Annotated in this window: 25 protein-coding genes, 1 tRNA gene and 2 pseudogenes; 12 read left to right on the plus strand and 16 right to left on the minus strand. The window is 55.7% G+C overall.

Going from position 1 to position 23,074, the window contains the following annotated elements; translation table 11 throughout:
- Positions 1-43: 43 nt before the first annotated feature.
- Positions 44-1,267 carry an IS256 family transposase gene (locus CPH65_RS21330; protein WP_096171576.1) on the plus strand — a complete coding sequence of 408 codons (1,224 nt, stop codon included), beginning with the start codon at positions 44-46 and terminating at the stop codon, positions 1,265-1,267.
- Between the two features lie 93 nt (positions 1,268-1,360).
- Here the strand turns inward: CPH65_RS21330 and CPH65_RS21335 are convergent, their stop codons facing one another.
- Positions 1,361-1,663, minus strand: coding sequence for a hypothetical protein (locus CPH65_RS21335; protein WP_096175704.1), 303 nt, complete (start codon positions 1,661-1,663; stop codon positions 1,361-1,363).
- 98 nt (positions 1,664-1,761) lie between these two features.
- On the opposite strand from CPH65_RS21335, the pseudogene CPH65_RS21340 reads away from it, so the two are divergent.
- The 3 genes and pseudogenes from CPH65_RS21340 to istB form a co-directional block, all read left to right on the plus strand.
- Positions 1,762-1,989: pseudogene (locus tag CPH65_RS21340) on the plus strand (IS66 family transposase zinc-finger binding domain-containing protein); the annotation flags it as partial.
- Between the two features lie 180 nt (positions 1,990-2,169).
- Positions 2,170-3,723 (plus strand): IS21 family transposase, encoded by a 1,554-nt coding sequence (gene istA, locus CPH65_RS21345; RefSeq protein WP_096171585.1) that lies wholly within the window; start codon positions 2,170-2,172, stop codon positions 3,721-3,723.
- 29 nt (positions 3,724-3,752) lie between these two features.
- Positions 3,753-4,535, plus strand: coding sequence for an IS21-like element helper ATPase IstB (gene istB / locus CPH65_RS21350; protein ID WP_096171584.1), 783 nt, complete (start codon positions 3,753-3,755; stop codon positions 4,533-4,535).
- Between the two features lie 13 nt (positions 4,536-4,548).
- Here the strand turns inward: istB and CPH65_RS21355 are convergent, their stop codons facing one another.
- Positions 4,549-4,740 (minus strand): hypothetical protein, encoded by a 192-nt coding sequence (locus CPH65_RS21355; RefSeq protein WP_096175705.1) that lies wholly within the window; start codon positions 4,738-4,740, stop codon positions 4,549-4,551.
- Between CPH65_RS21355 and CPH65_RS24045 the strand changes: the two genes are divergently transcribed.
- Genes CPH65_RS24045 through CPH65_RS21365 form a run of 3 tightly spaced genes read left to right on the plus strand, consistent with a single transcriptional unit; the run spans position 4,740 to position 5,529 of the window.
- The gene (locus CPH65_RS24045; protein ID WP_157747842.1) at positions 4,740-4,880 is read left to right on the plus strand and encodes a hypothetical protein; all 141 of its coding nucleotides are present in this window, start codon (positions 4,740-4,742) and stop codon (positions 4,878-4,880) included. The genes CPH65_RS21355 and CPH65_RS24045 overlap by 1 nt on opposite strands.
- Positions 4,880-5,167, plus strand: a complete 288-nt coding sequence (locus CPH65_RS21360; RefSeq protein WP_096175706.1) for a hypothetical protein — start codon at positions 4,880-4,882, stop codon at positions 5,165-5,167. The genes CPH65_RS24045 and CPH65_RS21360 overlap by 1 nt, the downstream gene beginning before the upstream one ends.
- Positions 5,155-5,529 carry a hypothetical protein gene (locus tag CPH65_RS21365; RefSeq protein ID WP_096175707.1) on the plus strand — a complete coding sequence of 125 codons (375 nt, stop codon included), beginning with the start codon at positions 5,155-5,157 and terminating at the stop codon, positions 5,527-5,529. The genes CPH65_RS21360 and CPH65_RS21365 overlap by 13 nt, the downstream gene beginning before the upstream one ends.
- Before the next feature lie 385 nt (positions 5,530-5,914).
- Here CPH65_RS21365 and CPH65_RS25105 read toward each other — a convergent pair.
- The 3 genes and pseudogenes from CPH65_RS25105 to CPH65_RS21385 form a co-directional block, all read right to left on the minus strand.
- Positions 5,915-6,866 (minus strand): annotated as a pseudogene (locus CPH65_RS25105) (IS630 family transposase).
- 143 nt (positions 6,867-7,009) lie between these two features.
- Positions 7,010-7,096 (minus strand) — tRNA-Leu (locus CPH65_RS21380).
- Between the two features lie 173 nt (positions 7,097-7,269).
- Positions 7,270-7,542, minus strand: coding sequence for a FliM/FliN family flagellar motor switch protein (locus tag CPH65_RS21385; protein WP_096175709.1), 273 nt, complete (start codon positions 7,540-7,542; stop codon positions 7,270-7,272).
- Positions 7,543-7,761: 219 nt separating this feature from the next.
- Here CPH65_RS21385 and lipB point away from each other — a divergent pair, with 219 nt between their 5' ends.
- On the plus strand, positions 7,762-8,424 hold the full coding sequence (lipB, locus tag CPH65_RS21390) for a lipoyl(octanoyl) transferase LipB (RefSeq protein ID WP_244574669.1): 663 nt from the start codon (positions 7,762-7,764) through the stop codon (positions 8,422-8,424).
- A gap of 230 nt (positions 8,425-8,654) precedes the next feature.
- Positions 8,655-8,834, plus strand: a complete 180-nt coding sequence (locus CPH65_RS21395; RefSeq protein WP_096175711.1) for a Flp family type IVb pilin — start codon at positions 8,655-8,657, stop codon at positions 8,832-8,834.
- A 104-nt stretch (positions 8,835-8,938) separates the two neighbouring features.
- On the opposite strand, the gene CPH65_RS21400 is transcribed toward CPH65_RS21395, so the two are convergent.
- Positions 8,939-11,020, minus strand: a complete 2,082-nt coding sequence (locus tag CPH65_RS21400) for an acetyl/propionyl/methylcrotonyl-CoA carboxylase subunit alpha (RefSeq protein WP_096175712.1) — start codon at positions 11,018-11,020, stop codon at positions 8,939-8,941.
- A gap of 357 nt (positions 11,021-11,377) precedes the next feature.
- Between CPH65_RS21400 and folP the strand changes: the two genes are divergently transcribed.
- From folP to folK, 3 genes are read left to right on the plus strand one after another with little or no spacing between them, the layout of a single operon-like run.
- A complete protein-coding gene (folP, locus tag CPH65_RS21405) occupies positions 11,378-12,220 on the plus strand; it encodes a dihydropteroate synthase (protein WP_244574477.1) in 843 nt (280 codons plus the stop codon).
- Between the two features lie 3 nt (positions 12,221-12,223).
- Complete coding sequence (gene folB / locus CPH65_RS21410; RefSeq protein WP_096175714.1) at positions 12,224-12,601, plus strand: dihydroneopterin aldolase; 378 nt, start codon at positions 12,224-12,226, stop codon at positions 12,599-12,601.
- The gene (gene folK, locus CPH65_RS21415; protein ID WP_096175715.1) at positions 12,594-13,127 is read left to right on the plus strand and encodes a 2-amino-4-hydroxy-6-hydroxymethyldihydropteridine diphosphokinase; all 534 of its coding nucleotides are present in this window, start codon (positions 12,594-12,596) and stop codon (positions 13,125-13,127) included. The genes folB and folK overlap by 8 nt, the downstream gene beginning before the upstream one ends.
- A gap of 72 nt (positions 13,128-13,199) precedes the next feature.
- Here folK and CPH65_RS21420 read toward each other — a convergent pair whose 3' ends face one another.
- The 10 genes from CPH65_RS21420 to rpsK all read right to left on the minus strand — a co-directional run bounded on the left by CPH65_RS21420 (position 13,200) and on the right by rpsK (position 23,033).
- Positions 13,200-14,732: an acyl-CoA carboxylase subunit beta gene (locus CPH65_RS21420; RefSeq protein WP_096175716.1), complete on the minus strand. Its 1,533-nt coding sequence runs from the start codon at positions 14,730-14,732 to the stop codon at positions 13,200-13,202.
- Positions 14,733-14,875: 143 nt separating this feature from the next.
- Positions 14,876-15,691, minus strand: a complete 816-nt coding sequence (locus CPH65_RS21425; RefSeq protein ID WP_096176559.1) for an ATP12 family chaperone protein — start codon at positions 15,689-15,691, stop codon at positions 14,876-14,878.
- A 22-nt stretch (positions 15,692-15,713) separates the two neighbouring features.
- A complete protein-coding gene (locus CPH65_RS21430) occupies positions 15,714-16,379 on the minus strand; it encodes an HAD-IA family hydrolase (protein ID WP_096175717.1) in 666 nt (221 codons plus the stop codon).
- A 60-nt stretch (positions 16,380-16,439) separates the two neighbouring features.
- A complete protein-coding gene (locus tag CPH65_RS21435) occupies positions 16,440-17,453 on the minus strand; it encodes an RluA family pseudouridine synthase (protein WP_096175718.1) in 1,014 nt (337 codons plus the stop codon).
- 61 nt (positions 17,454-17,514) lie between these two features.
- Complete coding sequence (crcB, locus tag CPH65_RS21440) at positions 17,515-17,892, minus strand: fluoride efflux transporter CrcB (protein ID WP_096175719.1); 378 nt, start codon at positions 17,890-17,892, stop codon at positions 17,515-17,517.
- Positions 17,889-19,238 (minus strand): replication-associated recombination protein A, encoded by a 1,350-nt coding sequence (locus CPH65_RS21445; RefSeq protein ID WP_371359363.1) that lies wholly within the window; start codon positions 19,236-19,238, stop codon positions 17,889-17,891. The genes crcB and CPH65_RS21445 overlap by 4 nt, the downstream gene beginning before the upstream one ends.
- 4 nt (positions 19,239-19,242) lie before the next feature.
- Positions 19,243-20,739, minus strand: coding sequence for a DegQ family serine endoprotease (locus CPH65_RS21450; protein ID WP_244574478.1), 1,497 nt, complete (start codon positions 20,737-20,739; stop codon positions 19,243-19,245).
- Between the two features lie 346 nt (positions 20,740-21,085).
- Positions 21,086-21,505 carry a 50S ribosomal protein L17 gene (rplQ, locus tag CPH65_RS21455; protein ID WP_096175720.1) on the minus strand — a complete coding sequence of 140 codons (420 nt, stop codon included), beginning with the start codon at positions 21,503-21,505 and terminating at the stop codon, positions 21,086-21,088.
- A gap of 48 nt (positions 21,506-21,553) precedes the next feature.
- The gene (locus tag CPH65_RS21460) at positions 21,554-22,570 is read right to left on the minus strand and encodes a DNA-directed RNA polymerase subunit alpha (protein WP_096175721.1); all 1,017 of its coding nucleotides are present in this window, start codon (positions 22,568-22,570) and stop codon (positions 21,554-21,556) included.
- A 73-nt stretch (positions 22,571-22,643) separates the two neighbouring features.
- Entirely contained in the window at positions 22,644-23,033 is a 390-nt protein-coding gene (gene rpsK, locus CPH65_RS21465) for a 30S ribosomal protein S11 (protein WP_096175722.1), read from the minus strand.
- Positions 23,034-23,074 lie beyond the last annotated feature (41 nt).

Genomic DNA, 23,074 nt, shown 5'->3' on the forward strand with positions numbered 1-23,074 from the left:
TTTGTGCCCTGGCGTGGTAACTCTAATATGAGGAGACCCACGTATGAGCATCGACAAAGCCCTTTTGGATCATCTGATGGAAGGCCGCAAAGCGGGCGATCTGTTCGGAGAGGACGGGATTCTGCAAGAACTGACCAAGGCGCTGGCCGAACGAGCCCTGAGCGCCGAACTGGACGAGCATCTGACCGAAGAACGCGCCGATGCGCCGCCTGAAGGCGCGAACCAGGCGCCAAATCGTCGCAATGGCCGCAGCCAGAAGACGGTGACCACCGACAGCGGGAAGGTCATTCTCGACATTCCCCGTGACCGCAACGGCAGCTTTGATCCTCTGCTGATCGCCAAGTATCAGCGCCGCTTTCCCGAGTTCGACACCAAGATCATCAGCATGTACGCGCGCGGGATGACGACCCGCGAGATCCAGGGGCATATCGAGGATATCTATGGTATAGAGGCGTCCCCGAGCCTGATTTCGGCGATCACCGATGCCGTGATGGAGGAAGTGACCGCCTGGCAGAACCGCCCGCTGGAACCGTGTTATCCGATTGTGTTCATGGACGCGATCCGGGTCAAGATCCGCACCGACGGCGTGGTTCTGAACAAGGCGGTTTTTGTGGCCCTGGCTGTTCTCCCGGACGGCACCCGCGACGTTCTGGGGCTTTGGTTCCAGGCCAATGAGGGTGCCAAGTTCTGGGCTAAAGTTCTCAGCGATCTGCGCAACCGTGGCGTTCAGGACATTCTCATCGCCGTCGTGGACGGTCTGAAGGGCTTCCCCCAGGCCATCGAGGCAGCCTTTCCTCAGACCCAGGTCCAGACCTGTATCGTGCATCTGCTGCGCCATTCCATGAGCTTTGCCAGCTACAAGGATCGCAAGGCCGTCGCAGCGGCTCTTAAGGCTGTCTACACCGCTGTGGACGCAGCAGCCGCGGAGACTGCGCTGGCGGAGTTCGAAAACAGCGACCTTGCCGCCAAATACCCGGCAATCGCGCCGAGTTGGCGCCGGACTTGGAACGAGGTGATCCCGTTCCTTGACTATCCGCCCCAAGTGCGCAGGCTGATCTACACCACGAACGCCATTGAAGCACTGAACTCGAAAATCCGCCGGGCCGTTCGCTCCCGCGGGCATTTCCCCAGTGACGAGGCAGCTGCGAAATTGATTTATCTCGCCCTGAATGCTACTTCTGTGGAATGGAAACGCTCCGTGCGCGAATGGCACTCAGTGAAAAGCCAGTTCGCAATAATGTTCGAAGATCGTTTCCAAATGGCGTAATCAAAGCGCCAGGGCACAAAATTCTCCATAGTCCCACCGCTTGTTATAGAGATAGGCCTCTCAGAAATTTGGCCCCATGAGAATTACTCGCCCCTAGAAAGGAAAGTCGTCGTCTTCATCTTTCAATGGTGCGTTGGTCTCAATCATGAAGCCGAACTCCTTGCCCATGCGTAGTTCTAGGACTATCTGCAGTGCCTCGGGACACCGTCTTGCAGCTTCAGCGACAGGTTTACCAAACTGCTTATCCATCTCGTCCGCTATGGCGATAATCATCTGTTCTCGATCCTCATCAGTCATTTCCCTATTGTCGGTGCCTTTTGCAACTCTCAGAGCATCCTGCCAATTAGCGGGGATTTCACTTTGATCCGCTTTCAATGCTTTGTAGGTGCGTCTCATTGCCGCCACCGTGCCATCCGCTACTCCGGTAAATTCCCGTATCTCGCGTTTGGAATAGCGATAGTTCCCTTCGTGACTCTCACAGGTTAGACGTCAAGCAGCATTTGCCGCGCATCGAAGAGGTGATCGAACCAGACAATCTGGTTTGCTCCTGTGGTGGTGAGTTGCACTGTATCGGTGAGGATGTGACCGAACGGCATGATGTGATCCCAGCGCAATTCCGGGTCATTGTCACCCGCCGCCCCAAATATGCCTGCAGATTCTGTACGGACGGCGTTGCTCAGGCCAAGGCTCCAGCACGACTGATTGAAGGAGGTGTATTGACCCATTGAAATTTTGCTCATGCTATTTGCCTGCGGGTTTCAGTAATTCCCGGACAGTCGTTTCATTAAATACCGGACAGCGATTTCACAAAAACCCGGACAGTTTTCAAGGCATAATTTTGGTTGATCCTTACCTGCCTAATTGGGGCACTCTTTTGGTCGAAGAACAGATCAGGAGGGAGCATGCCCCGACGCAAGCAAGTGAGGCGCACGACTGTGCAAGATATACGAGAGATATTACGGCTGACGCATGATCCGGGGCTTTCTACACGAGAGGTCTCTGCGCGAATGAAGCTGAGCAAGACAACCGTTGCCACCTACCTTCACCGAGCCCGTGACGCTGGCTTGAACAGCTGGCCAATACCAGCCGATCGCGATGATGACGAGCAATTGCGGGCAGCCCTGTTTCAGAATGTAGGTCGACCACCGCGTGACGATGCAGAACCTGATTGGCGCCATATTGCGACGGAATTGAAGCGCAAGGGTGTGACCCTGACCTTGCTCTGGGAGGAATATAGGGCGGTCCATCCCGAAGGTTACGGCTATACTTGGTTCTGCACTCGTTTCAGGGAATTCGAGTGCCGGGCCAATCCCCGTTTTCGCAACCGGCATGAAGCGGGTGCGGCCATTCAGACCGATTATGCCGGCCACACTATTCCGGTTTTTGATCCTGCGACCGGAGAGGCATATCAGGCCCAGATTTTCGTCGCAGTCCTCGGAGCCTCGAACTACACATTTGCCTGGGCCTCTCGAAGCCAGAAGCTGCCGGACTGGATTGATGCGCAAGTTCGGTCACTGAAGTTTTTCGGCGGCGTTACCAAGGCCATCATTTGCGACAATCTCAAGGCCGCCGTGGCCACACCATTGTGGTTCGAGCCATCGCTAACTGCCACCTTTGAAGCCATGGCAACCCATTACGACACGACCATTTTGCCGACACGACCACGTAAGCCGCGCGACAAGGCAAAGGTGGAAGGAGCGGTTCTGATTGTCGAACGTTGGATCCTGGCCCGGCTGCGCAATCAGCAATTCTTCTCGATTGAAGCGTTGAACAATACCATCGCGGAATTGCTGGTGGTGCTCAACAACAAGCAAATGCGGCGGATCGGAAGATCCCGCAAGGAACTGTTTGAAGAGATTGAACGGCCTGCCCTGCGTCTGTTGCCCGACACTCCATTTGAATATGCCGAATGGAAACGGGCCAAGGTGCATCTCGACTATCATGTCGAGATTTTACGAGGTTTCTATTCCGTCCCTCACAAGCTAATCGGACGGCAGGTTGATGTCCGGCTAACCCATCGTGTTGTCGAGATATTTTGCAATCATGAGCGGGTTGCAGTTCATCAGCGCAGGCGGGATCGGGGTGGCCATTCCACGATTACACAGCATATGCCCAAGGCCCACCAGCGTCACGCAGGCATGACGCCTCAAACCCTCGTCGCTCAGGCTGCCCGCATTGGATATCACACCGCCCTGTTGGTGGAACGCCTGATGCGAGATCGGCCACACCCCGAGCAGGGTTTCCGCTCGGCACTGGGGGGGGTGAGCCTACAACGCCGGTTCGGAACAGACAGACTGGAAGCAGCCTGTCAAAGGGCTCTGACATGCGAGACGGTCAGATACAAATCCGTTCAATCCATCCTGGTATCCGGTCTCGACAAGGCACCCGCGCACCAGGAACCCGCCCCTCCAGCACCGAGCCACGACAATATCCGAGGCGCAACCTACTACCAGTAATCAACAAACATCAAAACAGGAGAGAAAGAATGCTGACACACCCGACATTGAACCAAATGGCCGCACTCGGCATGACCGGAATGGCACAAGCTTGGAAGAGCCTGAATGAACAAGATCCTGGGCAATCCCTAGATCGGAATGAATGGCTTGGCCTTATGCTCGACCAGGAAGTAGCATCCCGAGCCGACAAGCGTTTTGCCAACAGGCTGCGCAATGCAAAAATGCGCTTTCCTGATGCATGCATCGAAGACATCAGCTTCGCTGCCAATCGTGGCCTTGATCAGAGCAAAATCCTTTCTCTCGCTCAAGGAGACTGGATTAAGGCTCATGAACAAATCATTCTCACAGGGCAAACCGGAACCGGCAAAACATGGCTCGCCTGCGCCTTCGGACGCCAATCCGCCAGGCTCGACTATTCCGTCTTTTATGTCAGAATGCCCCGCCTGTTTGAGGACATGGCCATGGCCCGTCTCGATGGGCGCTTTCCAAGGCTGGTCGACAAACTTGCTCGCGTCCAGTTGCTCATCCTGGATGACTGGAGAACCCATTCGCTCACAGACCAGCAGCGCCTCGATCTGCTCGAGCTCTTCGAGGAAAGATACCAACGCAAATCAACCATCATCACGGCTCAACTTCCCGTTTCGGCATGGCACGAGATGATCGGCGAGCCGACAATTGCCGATGCCATCCTTGATCAAATTATTCACAATGCGCACCGAATAGAGCTCAAAGGGGACAGTATGAGGCGATCAGAAGAAAATCAGAACTTGACCCAACAAACAGAACAGGAAACCATCAATCCACAAACCTGAACCAGGTAAAGGATCAGCCATTACTCAGCTGTTCGCGAATTACTGAAATCGCTGTCCGGGTTTTCGTGAAATCGTTGTCCGGTATTTCTGAAATCCGCACTCCGAGTTCGGACAGGATGTGCTGGACGCCGGAGAGGTATTCCAGACACTTGCCAACAAGGCCGTGCATCAACGCCGCGCCGATCTGGACAGAGAGCAACAGCAATGACCCCGCTCTATGTCCATTATCAGGCGACAAGAGGCGTGGAGCCCTATCTCCTGTCCCTTGAGGCAGAGGTGGGAGCCAACCACTTCTCTTGCCTTTATCAGCACGAAGACATCCAACAACTCTGTGAGGTCGCATAATGGCACCCGATCATCAGACACCATCCACGCCATCATCCACGCCAGACAAGGATCAGGAGATCCGCCAGCTACACCAGCAGCTGACCACCCTTCAGGCACAGTATGCCACCCTTGAAGCCCTGCAGCTGGAAAGGCTCGAGCAGCTCACGACCAGGCACAGAACAACAACCAATCTCTCCCGGGCCTTTGAGATGAATGAGCTGCTCTTCGATCTGGTTACGGTCCTTGCAGCCAGGACCAAACGTCTGAAGGCCCAACTGCAGGAGGCCCGTCAATGGGTTCACTAGCCCCGATACAATCCGGCCAGACCTTCCGCGCCCCGCGTCAGGAGGACAGGCTCCATCTTGCATTCGTCTCCACCCTTCCCTGTGTCATCACAGGACGTCCGGGAGTTCAGGTTTGCCATCTCCGGTCCTCCTGCCTTCCCTTGAACAAGCGGCACACGGGCATGCGGGAGAAGCCCGACGACCGGTTCGTTCTTCCGATGATTCTTCAAATGCACGCCAGCCAGCACAGCATGAATGAAGTCCGCTTCTGGACCGCCATGGGGTGGCAATGGCAAGACGCAGTCCAGCTCGCTCTGGACCTGCACAAACACACCGGAGACGAAGACACATGCAAGAGGCTGATAGCGAGGGCGAGGCGATGAAGGAAATTGACCTTGAAATCTATGAGTCGAGCTAAATCGAATGCGAAGCAGCTAGATCAAAATTGTGGGCAGCTCGCGCAAGCATTTGGCACCGCGTCTTTGAACGAATCGAACACAAAGCGAAGTGAATCCGCAAAGAGCTGAAAGAAGAAAAGCGGGCAACGGAGAGGAAAGCAGAATGAACCAGTTTATAAAGCCAAAGATGGTGCGCGTGTCCCAGGCAATCGAGCTCTTGGGAATTGGCAAAACATCACTCTACAGAAAGGTTCAAAAGGGACAATTCACGATAATAAGAAGGGATGGCGCTGCATATGTTCCAACGGAACAAATCGAGGCATACCTCGATCCCAATACCAAACAAATGGTGGGCTAAAGCATATCGCAATTAATTAACCTCATACCCGGCAGCTTTGAAGTCGTTCAGACACTCCTTGGCAGAATAGAGGTCACAAATGTCACCGATCGCGTCTGAGATTGTATCGAAGCTTCTGGCTGCTCGCTTGCGCAGCAGTGTCTTGAGTTTGGAATATGCCATTTCGATGGGATTGAGGTCCGGTGAATATGGCGGAAGAAACAGCAGCCATGCTCCCTTTGATTTGACGAGCTTTTGAGCTTTCTCACTTTTGTGGAAGGCGACATTATCGAGGATGACGATGTCGCCAGCTGACAGGGTCGGCAGTAGTTGAGTTTCAATCCAAGTTTCAAAGATACGTCGGTTCATCGGAGCATTGACGATCCAGGGCGCAACCATCCCACGGGATCTCAAACCAGCGATGAAGGTCTGGGATTTCCAATGACCAAAAGAAGCGTGGGCGCGATAGCGCTGTCCTTTTGGTGACCATCCAGACCGTTTGGTCAGCTTCGTGTTGGTTGATGTCTCATCGATAAAGATCAATCGGGACAATGCTTTGTTGAAGAAAGGCCGGCGCTGATTGATCCATACATACCGATCATGAGCAATCGCGGCCCGTAGCTGTTCAGTGGCTACCAGACTTTTTTTTATGGCTCAGGCCGAGCCTGTGAAGCACGCGCCCAACGCTAGAGCGATGCACATGGACCCCGCGTTCAGCCAATTCCAGACAAAGCTCATCAAGCGTCAGATCGCCATTCTCAGACATGCGCCTTGTGATCCATTCATGATGCACACCCAACTTGCCTTTGTCTGGTCGGCCTTGCTTGCGAGGCTGCACAGAACCCGTCTCTTTCTTGAGAAGCATCAGGTTATTGACAAACCGTGGTGACACGCGGAAATGGCTGGCGGCCGCCCGATGCGAATGACCGGCATCAACAAATGAAGCAACACGTTCGCGCAATGCAATAGGAAGTGATTTGCCCATGATGATCCCCTTTTCTCAAAGGGAATCACAATTGGCAAAAAATGGGAATCCTGAATCTCATTAACTGCGACACGCTTTAGCTGGTGGGCTGGCCCTCATCATTTTCAAATTATATAGGAAAATCAATTCTCTACAAGAGAGAATGGTGCGGCCGAGAAGACTCGAACTTCCACGGGAGTTACCCCACAGCGACCTCAACGCTGCGCGTCTACCAATTCCGCCACGGCCGCAAGCCTTTGGCTTACAAGGCATTCGCCTTGTTGGTGGCGTGTAACTAGCAAATCCGGATATGGCAGACAAGCGAATAAGCGTGCGATCAACAACAAATGTGGAAACTTGATGACAGTTCAGTTTTTGGCAGCTGCTTGTCATGCGCAGAATGGCGCAAAGGCTTGATTTCGCCCTATCCTTCGACGCGAGCAATACCGCGCAACGGACGCCAGTCGGCGCTGCGGTTGAGAACCTTGGTGATCGAAATTCCGACCTTTTCGCCCCGCAGGATCACCTGCCCCAGCGCAACGGGCGTGTCATTGGCCTTGATCAGGCAATCATCTTCCTCATGCGCATCCAGTTCGATCACAGCACCGCGACCCATGCGCAGAAGCTGATGAATCGGAATGGTGGTGGCGCCCAACTCGACGGAGATATCGATCGCAATGCTATCAAGATTTGTCACATCTAACCCTTCCGTGCTAGCCACGGAGCACTGAAACACTTATGTAAGACACCATCAGGGTGCCAACTTAACAAAGTGTTACCCGTCTTGGTAAATGAACGATTAACGAACAGCATTTCCCGTGCCAATTCGGCAATCTTGACCACAGATCGAAAAGCAATGACCCACCCCGCAAAAGACCGCTCAGACATTCTGGGCTCCTCACAACAGACCAATCAGATGCATGCCAACGGCCCGGATACAGTTGAATGGCTGATTTCCGACGATCTGGTGCCCTACCCCGAAGCGCTCGCCTTCATGGAAGCGCGCATTGCGGACATCGCGGCAGGAAAAGCACGCGAGTGCGTCTGGCTGCTTGAGCATCCACCGCTTTATACGGCGGGGACCAGCGCCGACCCCGTCGATCTGGTGTCACCGGATCGATTCGATGTCTTTGAGACCGGGCGCGGCGGACAATATACCTACCACGGCCCCGGCCAACGGGTCGCCTATGTCATGCTCAACCTCAAGCGCCGAGCCCAGGATGTCCGCCTGTTTGTGGCAACCCTTGAGCAGTGGATCATCAACACGTTGGAAGCCCACAACATTCGTGGCGAAAGGCGGGAGGATCGCGTCGGTGTCTGGGTCGCCCGGCCAGAAAAGGGACAGGGCGTCGAAGACAAGATTGCAGCGATCGGCATCCGAGTGCGCAAATGGGTGACGTTCCACGGCATCAGCCTCAATGTCGAACCGGACCTTGAGCATTATGGCGGCATCGTTCCGTGCGGCATTGCCAAGCATGGCGTGACCAGCTTTGTCGATCTTGGCTATCCGGTCACTCTCGCCGATGTCGACATGACCCTGAGGGAAGAGTTTGAGACGCTTTTTGGGCCAACAGCCTAGAATTACGCTCAGATCACCCCGATGAGCTCACAGCTCGCAGTGCCGATGCCAAAGGCTACCCACATGCCCGTTTTTTATCTTGAAAATGCGCAAGCCCAGAAAGCAGAGCGAGGGAAGCGGCAATGGCGGCGCAGTGGTTAACCAAAACTAAACATCAATAAACAAATTGGTATTCTTTAACAAACTGTTAAGCTACAACCAAGGTGCGCAAGACAACCTAAGGAGGCAACATGTCCAAACAGACGCTGTTGTCCTTTCTGAAGGACGAAAGAGCGAGCGTGGCCATTGAATACCTCATGCTGACCGGCATTTTGGGACTTGGATGGGCCGCAGCGGGAAAAGAGTATCAGAACCAAGTGGTTCAACTTTTCGACCGGGTTTCCCTGTCTTTACACCGCATCGACTTTTAAAAAACAAAAGCCCGACGCCACAAGCGCCGGGCTTTTTTCATGCGTATATGGGAATGACACAACCGCCGCGCGCCAATCTGAGATTATGCTTTCTCACTAATTTTCTAACTAATTTTCTCATTGGCTTTCTTATGGGCTTTCTCACTGGCCTCCTCGTCACCGTCCTCTTCGGTTTCGAATTCCATGATGACATCGTCAACGGCAAGACTGGCCCCCGGCTGGACAAGGATCTTGGCAACCACCTGCTCCCGCTCGGCCCTTAGCACATTCTCCATTTTCATGGCTTCAACGGTTGCCAGAGGTTCACCGGTCTGAACGGTCTGGCCTTCCTTTACGGCAATCGAAACCACCAGCCCGGGCATCGGACAAAGCAGAAGGTTGGACGTATCCGGCTGGCCACGAATTGGCAAAATGGCTTCCATCTCGGCAACATGGGGCCGCATCACCTTGACGACCTCCCTCACCCCCTGATGGAACAGTCGATAGCTGTTAAGCCCTGAGCGCACCTGAACAACCATCGGCACATTATCAACGGTGCCAGTCCATAGCTTTTGCCCCGGAACCCAGTCGGAGCGCACCGAGACGACCTTGCCAACCGGCAACTGGATCTCCATGTCGATCGGGGTTGAGGGCAAGCCGCCACAATAGCGCAGCTCATGCCGCCGCTCCTTGGAAAAGGCAACAACCCAATATTCGTGCATGGCCATCTCGTCCAGCTCCTTGGCCAGACGAAAATGCATCAGGCGATCCTGCCGCACGATCTCCATCGACATGGCAACGCATGCAAGCGCCACCTCCGTCTCGATATCAAGCATCGCCCCTTCAAAGCCATCGGGATATTCCTCGGCGATGAAGCCCGTCGTGATGTCACCGGATCGCCAGCGCGGATGCTGCATCAAGGCCGACAGGAACGGGACATTATGATCGATCCCATCAACATAGAAAGCATCAAGCGCCTGAGACATGTGGTCGATGGCCTCAATGCGGCTCTGCCCGTGGGTGCAGAGCTTGGCGATCATGGGATCATAGAACATCGATATCTCGGATCCCGGAACAACGCCGGTGTCGTTGCGAATGGTCAGGCCATCCACTTCGCTCTCCCGTGGTGGTCGATAGTCGACCAGTCGCCCGATTGATGGCAGAAAGCCGCGAAACGGATCCTCGGCATAAATACGGGACTCGATGGCCCAGCCGTTGATCGGCACATCAGTCTGTTGCAGGGTCAAAGGCTCCCCCGCTGCAATCCGGATCATCTGCTCGACAAGGTCGACACCGGTGATCAGTTCGGTCACCGGATGCTCGACCTGCAGGCGGGTGTTCATTTCCAGGAAGTAGAAATTCTTGTCCTTGTCGACAATGAACTCCACAGTCCCGGCGGAATGATATCCCACGGCCTTGGCCAGTGCGACAGCCTGATCCCCCATCGCCTTGCGCGTTTTGGGGTCAAGGAAAGACGACGGCGCCTCCTCGATCACCTTCTGGTTTCGGCGCTGAATGGAGCATTCGCGTTCATTGAGGTGGATCGCATGGCCATGCGTGTCCGCCAGCACCTGAATCTCGATATGCCGGGGCCCGACGACGAATTTCTCGATAAAGCAACGATCATCTCCAAAGGACGATTTCGCCTCCGAGCGCGCGAGCTGGAATCCTTCTCGGGCTTCGCCATCATCCCACGCTACCCGCATGCCCTTGCCGCCGCCGCCAGCAGAGGCCTTGATCATCACAGGATAGCCGATCTCTCTGGCGATGCGCACCGCGTCATCAGGGTCTTCGATCACCCCCATGTCGCCCGGTACGGTCGACACCTTGGCATCAAGGGCAAATTTCTTGGATTCGATCTTGTCGCCCATGGCGCGAATGGCGTTCGGCGGCGGACCGATAAAGGTGATGCCCGCGTCAGTCAGAGCCTCGCAGAAGGCGGCATTCTCCGATAGAAACCCATAGCCCGGATGCACCGCCTCTGCCCCGGTCGTCTTGCAGGCTTCAATGATCTTGTCCCCAAGCAGATAGGACTCGGTCGCAGGTGGCGGCCCCAGTCGCACAGCCTCATCAGCCAACTGCACATGCAGTGCATCCTCATCGGCATCGGAATAAACCGCAACGGTCTTGATGCCCATCTTCTGAGCTGATTTGATTACGCGGCAAGCGATTTCACCGCGATTGGCAATCAGAATTTTCTCGAACATGACAATCCCGCATAATCAGAGTTTCTACGCATAATTGGTTGTAAAACGCCCCCAATGGCGGAACAACTCGGACTATCGGCCAGAATTGGAAAATGGATCAGGCAATTCGTCTAATAAAACGCGCCGCTTTGAACTTTTGAATGACTTGGAAGAAAAAGGACTCGCCATATTCATTCAACCTTTCGTATGAAGAGCGGATGCGACACTTTGAAAAGCAGCGAAACCAATCAGGCCATACTCCGGCTGCTATGGGTTGTGATCTTGTTGTGATCAGGCAGCGCGCATCCAGAATGGCTTCGAAAAGAGCCCGACCGTTCTGAGCAACGAAACACCCAAACTGACAGAGGGAGGCCCCACGTGCCAAACGCCGCAGCACCTCGCCCGCTGGGTCCACTCCGGTGGCACCCCGCCAAACACCCTTTGATCATGGGCGTCATCAACGTGACCCCGGATTCCTTTTCCGATGGTGGCGAGCACCTGACCGAAAACGCCGCTCTCGCCCATGCCAAACAACTGGCGGAAGAAGGCGCGCATATCCTCGACATCGGCGGGGAATCAACCCGCCCCGGCGCCAGTCTGGTGGAAGAGCAGGAAGAGCTGCAACGGGTTCTCCCCGCCATTCGCGCCATCGCCAGCGCCGATCTGGGCCGTGTCATCTCGATTGACACCTACAAGGCCCGCATCGCGGACAAAGCGCTCGATGCCGGGGCTCATGTTGTCAATGACGTCTGGGGCCTGCAGCGCGAACCGGACATCGCCAAGGCTGCCGCGGCCCATCACGCACCGGTCATCATCAATCACTGGGAAAAGGAGCCCGATGCAGACAAGGATCTCATCACCCAGATGAAAGCCTTCTTTGATCGGTCCATCGAGATCGCTCTCAAGGCCGGTGTCGATGAGGACTTGATCATTCTGGATCCGGGCATCGGCTTTGGAAAATCTGTCGAGGACAATCTGCTCATTCTGTCCGGACTTGATCAATTGCACGCATGGGGATATCCCTTGCTGATCGGCACGTCACGCAAGCGATTCATCGGCCACATCACCGGGCGAGAGCCCAAGGACCGCGTCCACGGTACAGTGGCGTCCAATGTTCTGGCGCTGACCAAGGGCGCAACCATCTTCCGTGTCCACGATGTCGCCGCCCACAAGGACGCCCTCGCCGTCGCACACGCCATTCACACCTACCCCGGAAGCTGAGCTATGGATCGGATAATTCTCAGAGACCTTGCTTTCTTTGCCTATCATGGCGTCTATGAGGAAGAAGCCCGCCTCGGACAGCGCTTCTATTTCGATCTCGATTGCTATCTGGATTTGAAGCCCGCAGGCCTCAGCGACGACGAAGACCAAACGGTGCGTTACGACCACATCGCACAGGAAGTCGAGCGGATCGTCACCACCAAGCGATTCAAGCTGATCGAAGCTCTGGCCGAGCAGGTTGCACAGGCGCTTTTAATTCGCTTCCCAAAAATACAATCTGTCCAAGTGAAATTACGCAAGCCTGAGGCACCAGTTCCTGCTATTGTAAAGGATATTGCCGTCGAAATTACCAGATCGCGCAAGGATTATGACAATGAGTAACAGTGGTGTCGAAGTATATTTAGGCCTTGGTGGAAATATTGGCGATCCATCTATTACAATTGAAGAAACACTGGCAAGTCTTTCTAGACGGCCAGGGATCAAGGTTCTAACCCGGTCTCCGTTTTATCGCACGCCACCTTGGGGCAAGACCGACCAATCCGATTTTATCAATGCTTGTGCGACCATACACACGACCCTCAGCCCGCAAAAACTGCTCAAAACCTGTCTTGAAGTGGAAAAGCGCATGGGCCGTGAGCGTGGCGAGCGTTGGGGTCCGCGGATCATCGATATCGACATTCTGAGCTATGGCGACGAGCAGGTACACGAAGATGACCTCTCCATTCCGCATCCTCTGATCGCCGAACGCGCCTTCGTTCTGGTGCCGCTCAAGGACGTCGCTCCAGACTTCACACTCAATGGTGAGCATATCGACGAGATGCTGGAAAAGATCGATCTGACCGGTATTGAGGCACTGCACACAGCTTATGCACAGGACGACGCGTTTCCTCAGGAGATCGCCAGCTAGGGACCTAACGAACACCGCCTGCTATCAGGCTCCCTATGTTAACCGAGACGCTTGAACATCGCTCTGCCATGATCACAGAGGGATGTTGTCGTGCTTCTTCCAAGGGTTCTCCAACGTCTTGTTGCGCAACATGCGCAGCGCCTTGACGATCCGTTTGCGCGTCGAATGCGGCATGATCACTTCATCGATGAAACCACGCTCAGCAGCCACGAAGGGTGACAGGAACCGATCCTCGTAATCCTTGGTGTGCTTGGCGATCTTTTCCCTGTCATGGATATCCTTGCGGAAAATGATCTCCACCGCCCCCTTGGCCCCCATCACGGCGATCTGCGCACTGGGCCAGGCATAATTCATGTCCCCCCTCAGATGCTTTGACCCCATGACGTCATAGGCCCCGCCATAGGCCTTGCGCGTGATGATGGTCACCTTCGGCACGGTCGCCTCGGCATAGGCGAACAGAAGCTTGGCGCCATGCTTGATCAGCCCGCCATATTCCTGATCGGTACCGGGCAGGAAGCCCGGCACATCGACAAAGGTCACGATCGGAATACCGAAGGCATCGCAGAATCGCACGAAGCGGGCCGCCTTGCGCGAACAATCGCTGTCCAGCACCCCAGCCAGTACCATGGGCTGGTTGGCGACAATCCCCACCGTGCGCCCTTCAATCCGCCCAAAACCGACGATGATATTCTTGGCGAAGGCTTCCTGAATCTCGAAAAAATCACCCTCATCAACGCATTTCAGGATCAGCTCCTTCATGTCATAGGGCTTGTTGGGATTGTCGGGCGCGAGGGTATCGAGCGACATGTCCACCCGATCCCAAGGGTCGTAATTGTCTATCTCAGGCGCTTCGCTGATGTTGTTGGAGGGCAGAAAGTCGACCAACCGCCGCATCTGCAACAGCGCTTCGACGTCATCGTCATAGGCTCCATCAGCAATCGAGGACTTGGAGGTATGCACATGGGCGCTGCCCAGATCCTCGGCTGAAACATCCTCGTTGGTCACCGTCCTCACGACCTCAGGACCGGTAACGAACATGTAGGAGCGGTCCCGCACCATGAAAATGAAGTCCGTCATGGCCGGCGAGTAGACATCTCCCCCGGCGCACGGCCCCAGAATGACAGAGATTTGCGGAATGACGCCAGAGGCCAGAACATTGCGCTGGAAGACTTCGCCATAGCCCCCGAGCGCATCAACGCCTTCCTGAATACGCGCCCCACCCGCATCGAACAGACCGATAACCGGCGCGCGGTTCTTGAGCGCCATATCCTGAATCTTGATGATCTTCTGGGCATGGGTCCACGATAGCGAGCCACCCAGAACCGTAAAGTCCTTGGCAAAGACATAGACAACGCGACCATTGACCGTGCCACTACCGGTGACCACGCCATCACCGGGCATTTTCATGTCCTGCATGCCGAAATCCGTGCATCGGTGCTGCACGAACATGTCAAACTCCTCAAAGGACCCTTCATCGAGAAACGCCGCGATGCGTTCGCGCGCTGTCAATTTGCCACGAGCATGCTGCGCCTTGACGCGCTGCTCACCGCCCCCGACCCGCGCCTGCGCCCGGCGCCGTTCCAGCTCTTCCAGTATTTGTGACATGGGGTAAGAAGCCTCTGATCGCGTTTAAGTGACACCCTACGGAGTAACACATATCAGAGGCCATCAATAGTTGGCCAATCGGACGAGCGATTGACCGAATCGTATAATTCAATGGATTATACTATTGTTTTACTTATAAAACATTAGTCTCGGTGCGATTTTATCACGAGAACCGCAGCGTCAAAGTCTTTGCGGCGGAACGCCCGGCGCAAAACAGCTTCCTCATCCTCGCCCCACATTTCGATATTCCAGTCTTCATCGACCATCGCCGCCTGCCACATGGCCTCTTCATCAAGGAACCCGCGCCAAAAGGCAAAGGGCAGCAGCGCCGAGCCTGTCAGCGTCATGAGGACATGCGCCGCCCCAAGCTCAAAGCGATCAAGGGATTGCCACAGGCCACGCAAGGTCACGCCCATCAAGGGGGACTGCTCTACTGCAAGAATGCCGCTTGCCTGCACAAACCGGCCACCCAGCTCACCCTCGGCCCAATCGAGCACCGGCAGCCAATGGGCTTTCTGACGCTCCACCAGACGTGCTGGGTGCGTAGCGGGATAGCATAGAAGATCATGGCTGAGATAGGAAGCGATCTCGTCCAGCATGGCCTCACGCGCGTCCTCGACACCATCAATGGTGGAGTTGAACAGACGCGTCAGCGGCATTTGCGCCGGATTGATTTCTGTCTCCTGCGCATCCCACTCCGCCCTCAGGGCCTCGGCGAGCGCAAGACGCGGAGCGGTGACGACATTCTTGGCCGGACTGCGAATGGGCCGACCGTCGAGCAGGATCCGGAAGCTCCCACCGTCTTCATCGATGGAGACATCCTTGTAGAACCGCTTGGGCAAGGGCGCTTTCTGCACTTCCTTGGACCGCATCATGGGTGTTTCGGTGCTGTCCTTTTGTCCGGGAACGAAGCCGCCAATCAACGTCTCGACTTCGCCGCCATTCTCGTCTTCAGCCATCATCACTCTCCCCTCAGCGCGATCAAAGCATGCAGGCAAGCAACCGATGCAGCGAGCCATAATCGTGGACCATATGGCGCGCACCGGCCTTCGTCAGCATGTCTTCGCTATGGTAGCCCCAGGTCACCCCGACACCGGTGACACCGGCATTGACTGCCATTTCCATATCATAGGTCGTATCACCGATCATCAAGACGTCTGCAGCCTCGACACCCGTCTGCTGCATGGCCTGATGGATCATGCCCGGATGCGGCTTGGACGGCGCCCTGTCGGCGGTTTGCACGGTGACAAAGAGATCATGCCAGTCATAGCTGTTGAACAGATGCAGCACACCGCGATAGGCCTTGCCCGTTGCGATACCAAGCAGCGCGTTTTCTTCCCGAGCAAGCCCCTCGATTGCCTCTTTGGCACCCGGATAGAGCAGCTCTTCCGCCTCGCCCTGCTCTCGCTTGGCAATCACGAAATCCTTGTAGCCTTCGACAAGCCGATCGCGCATGGTCTCATCCAGCGAGGGATCGAGCCGCGCAATCGCCTCTGGCAGCGACAAGCCGATGATCGACCGCGTGGCTTCTGGGGTGGGCGCTTCGAGCCCATTCTGCCCGAAGGCTTGTTCCATGCCCTCAATAATCGTGTGCGCACTGTCGACAAGTGTGCCGTCGCAATCAAAAATAAAAAGCTTGAGGCTCATGACGGGCACGTCCTTTCAATTCACAAATGATAGGAAGTCGGAAGGCAAAACGCGGAGAGCTCAGTTTTCAGTCCCGAGCTCATCTTCGATATCCTGATCATAATCAGCAACATCAAAGCCCAGAAGGTTCCAGCTTTGTTGCATATGGGTCGGCAGTGGTGCGGTCACATCAAGAATGCCGCCTTTGGGATGGGGAATGCGAATCCGCCGTGCGTGCAGATGCAGTTTTTTCTGAATGCCTCCCGGGAATTCCCAGTTATCGACATTGAAATATTTCGGATCACCAATGATCGGGCAGTCCATATAGGCGGCATGGACACGCAACTGATGGGTCCGGCCGGTCACCGGCTTGAGCACGAGCCACGACATTTTCTGGCCGCTGTTCTCAACCACCGAATAATGGGTGACTGCATGCTGTGCACCATCATCACCATGTTTGGCAATCCGCATGCGGTCGCCATCTTCAGCCTGATATTTGGCCACATAGGTTGAGATGCGCGCCTGATGCGGCTTGGGAACACCGCGCACCAGCGCCCAGTAGGTTTTCTGTGTCGTTCGTTCGCGAAAAGCCCGTGTCAGTGCCTCGGCAATGGATCGCTTGCGCGCCACCACCAGAACACCGGAAGTGTCCCGATCGAGCCGATGCACAAGGCGGGGCTTCTGACCGTTGCGATCACGCAGGGCTTCCATCATGCCATCAACATGGCGCGACATGCCCGACCCTCCCTGCACGGCCAGGCCGGCAGGCTTGTTGAAGACAAAGATGTCCTTGTCTTCATAGAGCATGATCGATTTCAGGAACTCGTCGTCCTTGTCATCCACACGCGGCATCGCCCGTTTGGGGGCTGCATTGGTAGATTTCTCATCTGTTGCAAGCGGCGGGATGCGAACCTGCTGGCCTTTTGCCAGCCGCGCGTTGGTCTTGACCCGCTTGCCATCGATGCGCACCTGTCCGGTGCGCAGAAGCTTTTGCAGCTGACCAAAGGACAGGCCGGGATAATGCTCCTTGAACCATCGGTCCAGACGCATCCCGTCTTCGTCGCCCGTCACATCGCGGAATTGAATGGTTGCCATAATCCTCTCGCTCGTCGCCTGCTCCAATAGGAGTGCGTCGCAATTGCCTGTAAAATGCCCATCAAACCAGCGCGCGCGCCGCACTCAGTCCGATAAAGAGGGCCACAATACCGCCAGCCAGCGACAATGCAACATAAAACAGGGCAATCCCCATTTGCCCACGCTCGGTCAGGGTCACCACATCCAGCGAGAAGGTGGAAAAGGTCGTGAAACCACCCAGCAGGCCCGTGGTCAGCAACAGACGCACTTCGGTGCTGGCTTGGAAGCGCACAGCAAGCAGATGGATGAGCAGGCCCATCAGGAAAGACCCAACGACATTGCAGATAAAGGTCCCAAAGGGAAAACCGCTGCCGAGCGACCGCAGGGCCATCATACCCACAAGGTGGCGCAGGCTGGCACCGGCAGCACCACCAATGGCGACAAAGACAAAGTGACTCATTTGCTATTCCGTTCCGTTCTTAGTCTGGACCAATAATCCAGACGCTTTCGCAAGTCGCGCTCGAACCCACGCTCCACCGGCTCGTAGAACTGTCTTCGGCCCAATTCGGTGGGGAAATAATCCTGCCCGGAAAAGGCATCAGGCTCGTCATGATCATACCGATAACCATCCCCATAGCCTTCATTGGCCATCAGCTTGGTCGGCGCATTAAGAATATGCTTGGGAGGTGGCAGGGAACCGGCCTTCTTGGCAAGCTTCATCGCGGCATGGAAAGCCAGATAGCCCTTGTTGGACTTGGGTGCGGTGGCAAGATAGATCGCCAGCTCGGCAAGGGCATAATAGCCTTCTGGCGCTCCAATCAGTTGAAACGCCTCCCGCGCTGCCTGCGCCATAACCAGTGCATTGGGATCGGCAAGGCCAATATCCTCGGACGCCATCACCGTCATCCGCCGCAAAAGATAGATCGGATCCTCACCCGCATCGATCATCCGGCACATGTAGTAAAGCGCCGCATCAGGATCCGAACCTCGGATGGACTTGTGAAGCGCCGAAATCAGATTGTAGTGCCCATCTGCTGACTTGTCATACACCGGAGCCCGTCGCTGCAGGATCGACCCAAGCTGCTCGGCCGTGAGAACCTCGCCTTCATGCGCGGCCCGCCAAACCTCCTGCGCCAGCGTCAGCGACGACCGTCCATCCCCATCGGCCATGCGAACAAGCGCATCCCGCGCCTCATCATCAAGAGGCAGGCTTTGCCCCAGCGCCTCTTCAGCTCGCGACAGCAACTTACCAATGGCCTCTTCGTCCAAACTCTTGAAGGTCAAGACCTGAGAGCGCGACAGAAGCGCAGCATTCAACTCAAACGACGGGTTCTCAGTCGTCGCCCCGACAAGCACCACCGTTCCATCTTCCATCACCGGCAGGAAGCTGTCCTGCTGCGCCTTGTTGAAGCGGTGGATCTCGTCAACAAACAACAGCGTGGCCTTGCCCATCCGGCGCCTATCACGGGCAGCCTCGAACACCTTCTTGAGGTCCGCCACGCCAGAAAAGATAGCCGAGATCTGTTCGAAATGCAGGTCCGTGCCGTCCGCCAGCAGTCGCGCCACCGTTGTCTTGCCTGTGCCGGGAGGCCCCCACAAGATCAGACACCCGAGCGATCCACTGTTCAGCATCCGGGTGAGCGTCCCATCGGGGCCGACCAGATGGCCCTGCCCCACAACTTCGGACAGTTGCCTTGGACGCAGCAGATCAGCCAGCGGGCGGGTTCCGCCCGCCTGCGACTGATCGCTCATCCCGCTGGCGCTGACGGGTTCGTCAAGGCCGGCCTTTTCGAAAAGATTGCTCACATTGCTATCCGCTGATTACAGACTTGATTAGCTGGCCATCCCGTTCAATCTCAAGCCGCCACAGGCGGAACTCATGAGTCGACAGGACTTCCAGCACATTGGTGTCGCGGACAACCTCACCATTCACTTTGCGGATGACATCGCCCACCTTGACGCCCAGCCGCGCCGCAGTCGAGCCGTCCTTAACCTTTGCAATGATAACGCCCGTCTGGTTGCTGTCCATTCCCATCTCCTGCGCAACAGCAGGTGACAGGTTGTAAATCGTTGTTCCCGAAAATGGCGAATAGCCCCCCAACTCGCGCGCATCACGCGGCGGCGTTTCGGGGGCGACCTCGGCTGACATCGACACCGAATAGCGTTTGCCCTGCCGAAGGATCGTCACCTCGACCGGCGCGCCGATCGCAATCGTGGCAAACCGGTAGCCAAAGGCCTCCGGGCTATCCACATTGTTGCCGTTGACCGTCAGGATGAGGTCGCCGACTTCAAGCCCTGCCTTTGCCGCCGGGCTTGAGGACTGAACATCCGTGACGAGCACGCCTTGCGGCCGGTCTAGACCCAGACTGTCTGCAATGTCGGAGGAAACGGTCTGCATCGACCCGCCGAACCAGGCGCGTTGAACCTTCTTGCCGGAAATGGCAGCCTCGGCAACCAGCCGAACCATGTTCGCAGGGATAGCAAAGCCAATGCCGTTCGAGCCGCCCGAACGGGTAAAAATAGCCGTATTGACGCCGACCAGCTTGCCGCTCAGATCCACCAATGCGCCGCCCGAGTTACCCGGGTTGATGGCCGCATCGGTCTGGATAAAGGATTGATAATCGGACACCCCGACCTGCGTCCGAGCCAGTGCAGAGACAATGCCGCTGGTCACCGTCTGGCCAACGCCAAAGGGGTTACCGATCGCGAGCACCAGATCGCCTACTTCCAGATCATCAGAATTGGCAAAGGTCAGAAAGGGCAGATCCTCGCCCTCATCTCGGATTTTGAGAATGGCAAGATCGGAGCGCTCTTCATCGAGCACCACATCCGCATCAAACTCACGTCTGTCAGCCAGTGCCACCTTCACCTCCGTTGCACCGTCGATGACATGGTGGTTGGTGACGATCACGCCGCTTGCATCAACGATCACACCAGACCCGAGCGAGCGCTGAACTCGTTCACGGGGCGCTCCGAAACCACGCCCGCCAAAGAAGCGTTCGAAAAAGGGGTCACCAGAAAAGGGAGAGCGGGTTTGAACCTTCCGCGTCGCATAGACGTTGACGACGGCCGGTGTTGCCGATTTGACGACCGGAGAAAAACTGAGCTGCATTTCGCTCCGACTTTCCGGAACGCGTTGGGAAACAGGCTGGACAACGGGTTGAACGGGCGCGGGATCGGCAACTGGAGTGACGGCGGAGATCGGGGCCGACGCATTTGAAGACCCGATATATTGAGCGATCACGCCCCCGGCACCGGCGGCCAGGACCAAGGCGAACACAGCAGCAAGGCTTTTCCTGTTCATCATTTTGCTACCTCTTTTAGAGTCTATCGCGCCAATCAACACACGCGCGATAGTCTGCGGTCAAAGGACATATTGCTGCTTTCCGATCAACCGATTCTCCCGGCTGATTGGAAACCACACAAGAGTGAATCTCTTGCATCAAGACATATGCATGTCTGATCAATATCCAACCGATCCACGGCAGAAAAAGGGAAAGGCCGGGACTTTTTCCCGACCCTTGCCAAGATTTAATAAAGCCTTTGATCGCGCGCGGCAACCATAGCCTCTCGGATCCTCCATCCCCGGGGGACAAAACAAAAAAGGGCGGCACGAGGCCACCCTTTTTCCATTCAATACCGATACGCAAGGCTTATGCTGCGTCTTCGGTCTCAACTTCCTGGGTCGGACCAGAATCCAGACCGCGTGCTTCCACATCACGATCCACGAATTCAATCACAGCCATCGGAGCGTTGTCACCATAACGGTAGCCAGCTTTGAGGACGCGGGTGTAGCCACCTTTGCGTTCTTCGTAGCGTGGGCCAAGGGCGCTGAACAATTTCGCTACCATATCCTTGTCGCGGATCTGGGAAATTGCCTGACGACGTGCATGCAGGTCGCCGCGTTTGGCCAAGGTTACCAGTTTGTCTGCGATCGGGCGAAGTTCCTTCGCCTTGGGCAGGGTGGTGATGATTTGCTCATGCTTGATCAAGGCTGCTGCCATGTTGGCGAACATAGCCTTGCGATGAGAAGCGGTCCGATTGAGCTTGCGACCTGATTTGCCGTGGCGCATTGCCCTCTCCTTATATCCTGTCCGGCGGTTCCAAACCGCTGGCGTGAATTAATACTGATCTTCGTAGCGCTTGGCGAGATCGTCGATATTTTCAGGCGGCCATGCCTGAACTTCCATACCCAGATGCAGACCCATCTGTGCAAGGACTTCCTTGATCTCGTTGAGCGACTTGCGTCCAAAGTTCGGCGTGCGGAGCATTTCCGCTTCCGTTTTCTGGATAAGATCACCGATGTAAACAATGTTGTCGTTCTTCAGGCAGTTTGCCGAACGGACAGACAGTTCCAGCTCGTCGACTTTCTTGAGCAGAGCAGGATTGAATGCCAACTCCTGGGTCTGTTCCTGTACGACTTCCTTCTCCGGCTCTTCGAAATTGACGAAGATGGACAACTGGTCCTGAAGAATACGTGCTGCAAAAGCAACCGCATCATCAGGCTTGACCGAACCATCGGTCTCGATGTCCATGATAAGCTTGTCATAGTCGAGCACCTGACCTTCACGGGTGTTCTCGACCTTGTAAGCGACGCGCTTAACAGGGGAATAAAGGCTGTCGACCGGAATAAGACCGATCGGAGCATCGTCCGGACGGTTCTGCTGAGCCGTCACATAACCTTTACCGCTATCCACGGTAAATTCCATGCGCAATTCTGCGCCCACATCGAGCGTGCACAAGGCAAGCTCAGGGTTCAGAATCTCAACATCCCCGACGACCTGAATGTCGCCAGCCCGTACCACACCGGGTCCTTCCTTGCGGAGAACCATGCGTTTCGGGCCTTCGCCTTCCATACGCAGAGAGATTTCCTTGACGTTCAGGATCAGATCCGTCACGTCCTCACGGACACCTGCAATGGAAGAGAATTCATGCAGAACGCCATCTATCTGGATAGCGGTCACCGCTGCACCCTGAAGGGAAGACAGCAGAACACGACGCAGGGCATTGCCCAAGGTCATGCCAAAACCACGTTCCAGAGGCTCAGCAACCACCTTGGCGAGACGCAGTTCGTCATCGCCCGGATTGATTTCGAGCTTGGTTGGCTTGATCAATTCCTGCCAGTTTTTCTGAATCACGTCTCAACCCTTTCTTCTTTCGGGGAGATGCTCTGGTAGATCCCGTCGTGGATCCCAGAGTATCTGGTGGTTACTAGACGCGACGGCGTTTGCGCGGACGACATCCATTGTGCGGAATGGGCGATACGTCGCGAATGGACGTGATGGTAAAACCGGACGCCTGCAGGGCACGCAGAGCGGACTCACGCCCTGAACCCGGGCCGCGAACCTCAACTTCCAAGGTTTTCATGCCATGCTCGGCAGCTTTTTTGCCGGCATCTTCACCAGCCATCTGAGCAGCAAACGGGGTGGACTTACGAGAGCCCTTGAAACCCATTGTACCTGCGGAAGACCAGGAGATGGTGTTCCCCTGCGCATCAGAGATGGTGATCATGGTGTTGTTGAACGTCGAATTAACATGCGCTACGCCAGACGTAATATTTTTACGTTCACGGCGCTTAACGCGCGAGGCATCTTTTGCCATATTTTATAAACCTCGATCTCTACACCGCCGTAACTCCAGCG

Source organism: Cohaesibacter sp. ES.047 (assembly GCF_900215505.1).
GTDB lineage: Bacteria > Pseudomonadota > Alphaproteobacteria > Rhizobiales > Cohaesibacteraceae > Cohaesibacter.

What these genes read in the sequence shown, in the direction of transcription:
- folK (WP_096175715.1), top strand. Translation starts at nt 12,594, where the DNA reads ATGAGTAACAGTGGTGTCGAAGTATATTTAGGCCTTGGTGGAAATATT.
- CPH65_RS21430 (WP_096175717.1), bottom strand. Translation starts at nt 16,379, where the DNA reads ATGAGCCTCAAGCTTTTTATTTTTGATTGCGACGGCACACTTGTCGAC.
- CPH65_RS21420 (WP_096175716.1), bottom strand. Translation starts at nt 14,732, where the DNA reads ATGTCACAAATACTGGAAGAGCTGGAACGGCGCCGGGCGCAGGCGCGG.
- rplQ (WP_096175720.1), bottom strand. Translation starts at nt 21,505, where the DNA reads ATGCGCCACGGCAAATCAGGTCGCAAGCTCAATCGGACCGCTTCTCAT.
- CPH65_RS21365 (WP_096175707.1), top strand. Translation starts at nt 5,155, where the DNA reads ATGGGTTCACTAGCCCCGATACAATCCGGCCAGACCTTCCGCGCCCCG.
- istB (WP_096171584.1), top strand. Translation starts at nt 3,753, where the DNA reads ATGCTGACACACCCGACATTGAACCAAATGGCCGCACTCGGCATGACC.
- CPH65_RS21395 (WP_096175711.1), top strand. Translation starts at nt 8,655, where the DNA reads ATGTCCAAACAGACGCTGTTGTCCTTTCTGAAGGACGAAAGAGCGAGC.
- CPH65_RS21400 (WP_096175712.1), bottom strand. Translation starts at nt 11,020, where the DNA reads ATGTTCGAGAAAATTCTGATTGCCAATCGCGGTGAAATCGCTTGCCGC.
- CPH65_RS21335 (WP_096175704.1), bottom strand. Translation starts at nt 1,663, where the DNA reads ATGAGACGCACCTACAAAGCATTGAAAGCGGATCAAAGTGAAATCCCC.
- lipB (WP_244574669.1), top strand. Translation starts at nt 7,762, where the DNA reads ATGCATGCCAACGGCCCGGATACAGTTGAATGGCTGATTTCCGACGAT.
- CPH65_RS24045 (WP_157747842.1), top strand. Translation starts at nt 4,740, where the DNA reads ATGACCCCGCTCTATGTCCATTATCAGGCGACAAGAGGCGTGGAGCCC.
- CPH65_RS21330 (WP_096171576.1), top strand. Translation starts at nt 44, where the DNA reads ATGAGCATCGACAAAGCCCTTTTGGATCATCTGATGGAAGGCCGCAAA.
- CPH65_RS21450 (WP_244574478.1), bottom strand. Translation starts at nt 20,739, where the DNA reads ATGATGAACAGGAAAAGCCTTGCTGCTGTGTTCGCCTTGGTCCTGGCC.
- istA (WP_096171585.1), top strand. Translation starts at nt 2,170, where the DNA reads ATGCCCCGACGCAAGCAAGTGAGGCGCACGACTGTGCAAGATATACGA.
- folB (WP_096175714.1), top strand. Translation starts at nt 12,224, where the DNA reads ATGGATCGGATAATTCTCAGAGACCTTGCTTTCTTTGCCTATCATGGC.
- crcB (WP_096175719.1), bottom strand. Translation starts at nt 17,892, where the DNA reads ATGAGTCACTTTGTCTTTGTCGCCATTGGTGGTGCTGCCGGTGCCAGC.
- CPH65_RS21435 (WP_096175718.1), bottom strand. Translation starts at nt 17,453, where the DNA reads ATGGCAACCATTCAATTCCGCGATGTGACGGGCGACGAAGACGGGATG.
- CPH65_RS21360 (WP_096175706.1), top strand. Translation starts at nt 4,880, where the DNA reads ATGGCACCCGATCATCAGACACCATCCACGCCATCATCCACGCCAGAC.
- CPH65_RS21425 (WP_096176559.1), bottom strand. Translation starts at nt 15,691, where the DNA reads ATGGCTGAAGACGAGAATGGCGGCGAAGTCGAGACGTTGATTGGCGGC.
- rpsK (WP_096175722.1), bottom strand. Translation starts at nt 23,033, where the DNA reads ATGGCAAAAGATGCCTCGCGCGTTAAGCGCCGTGAACGTAAAAATATT.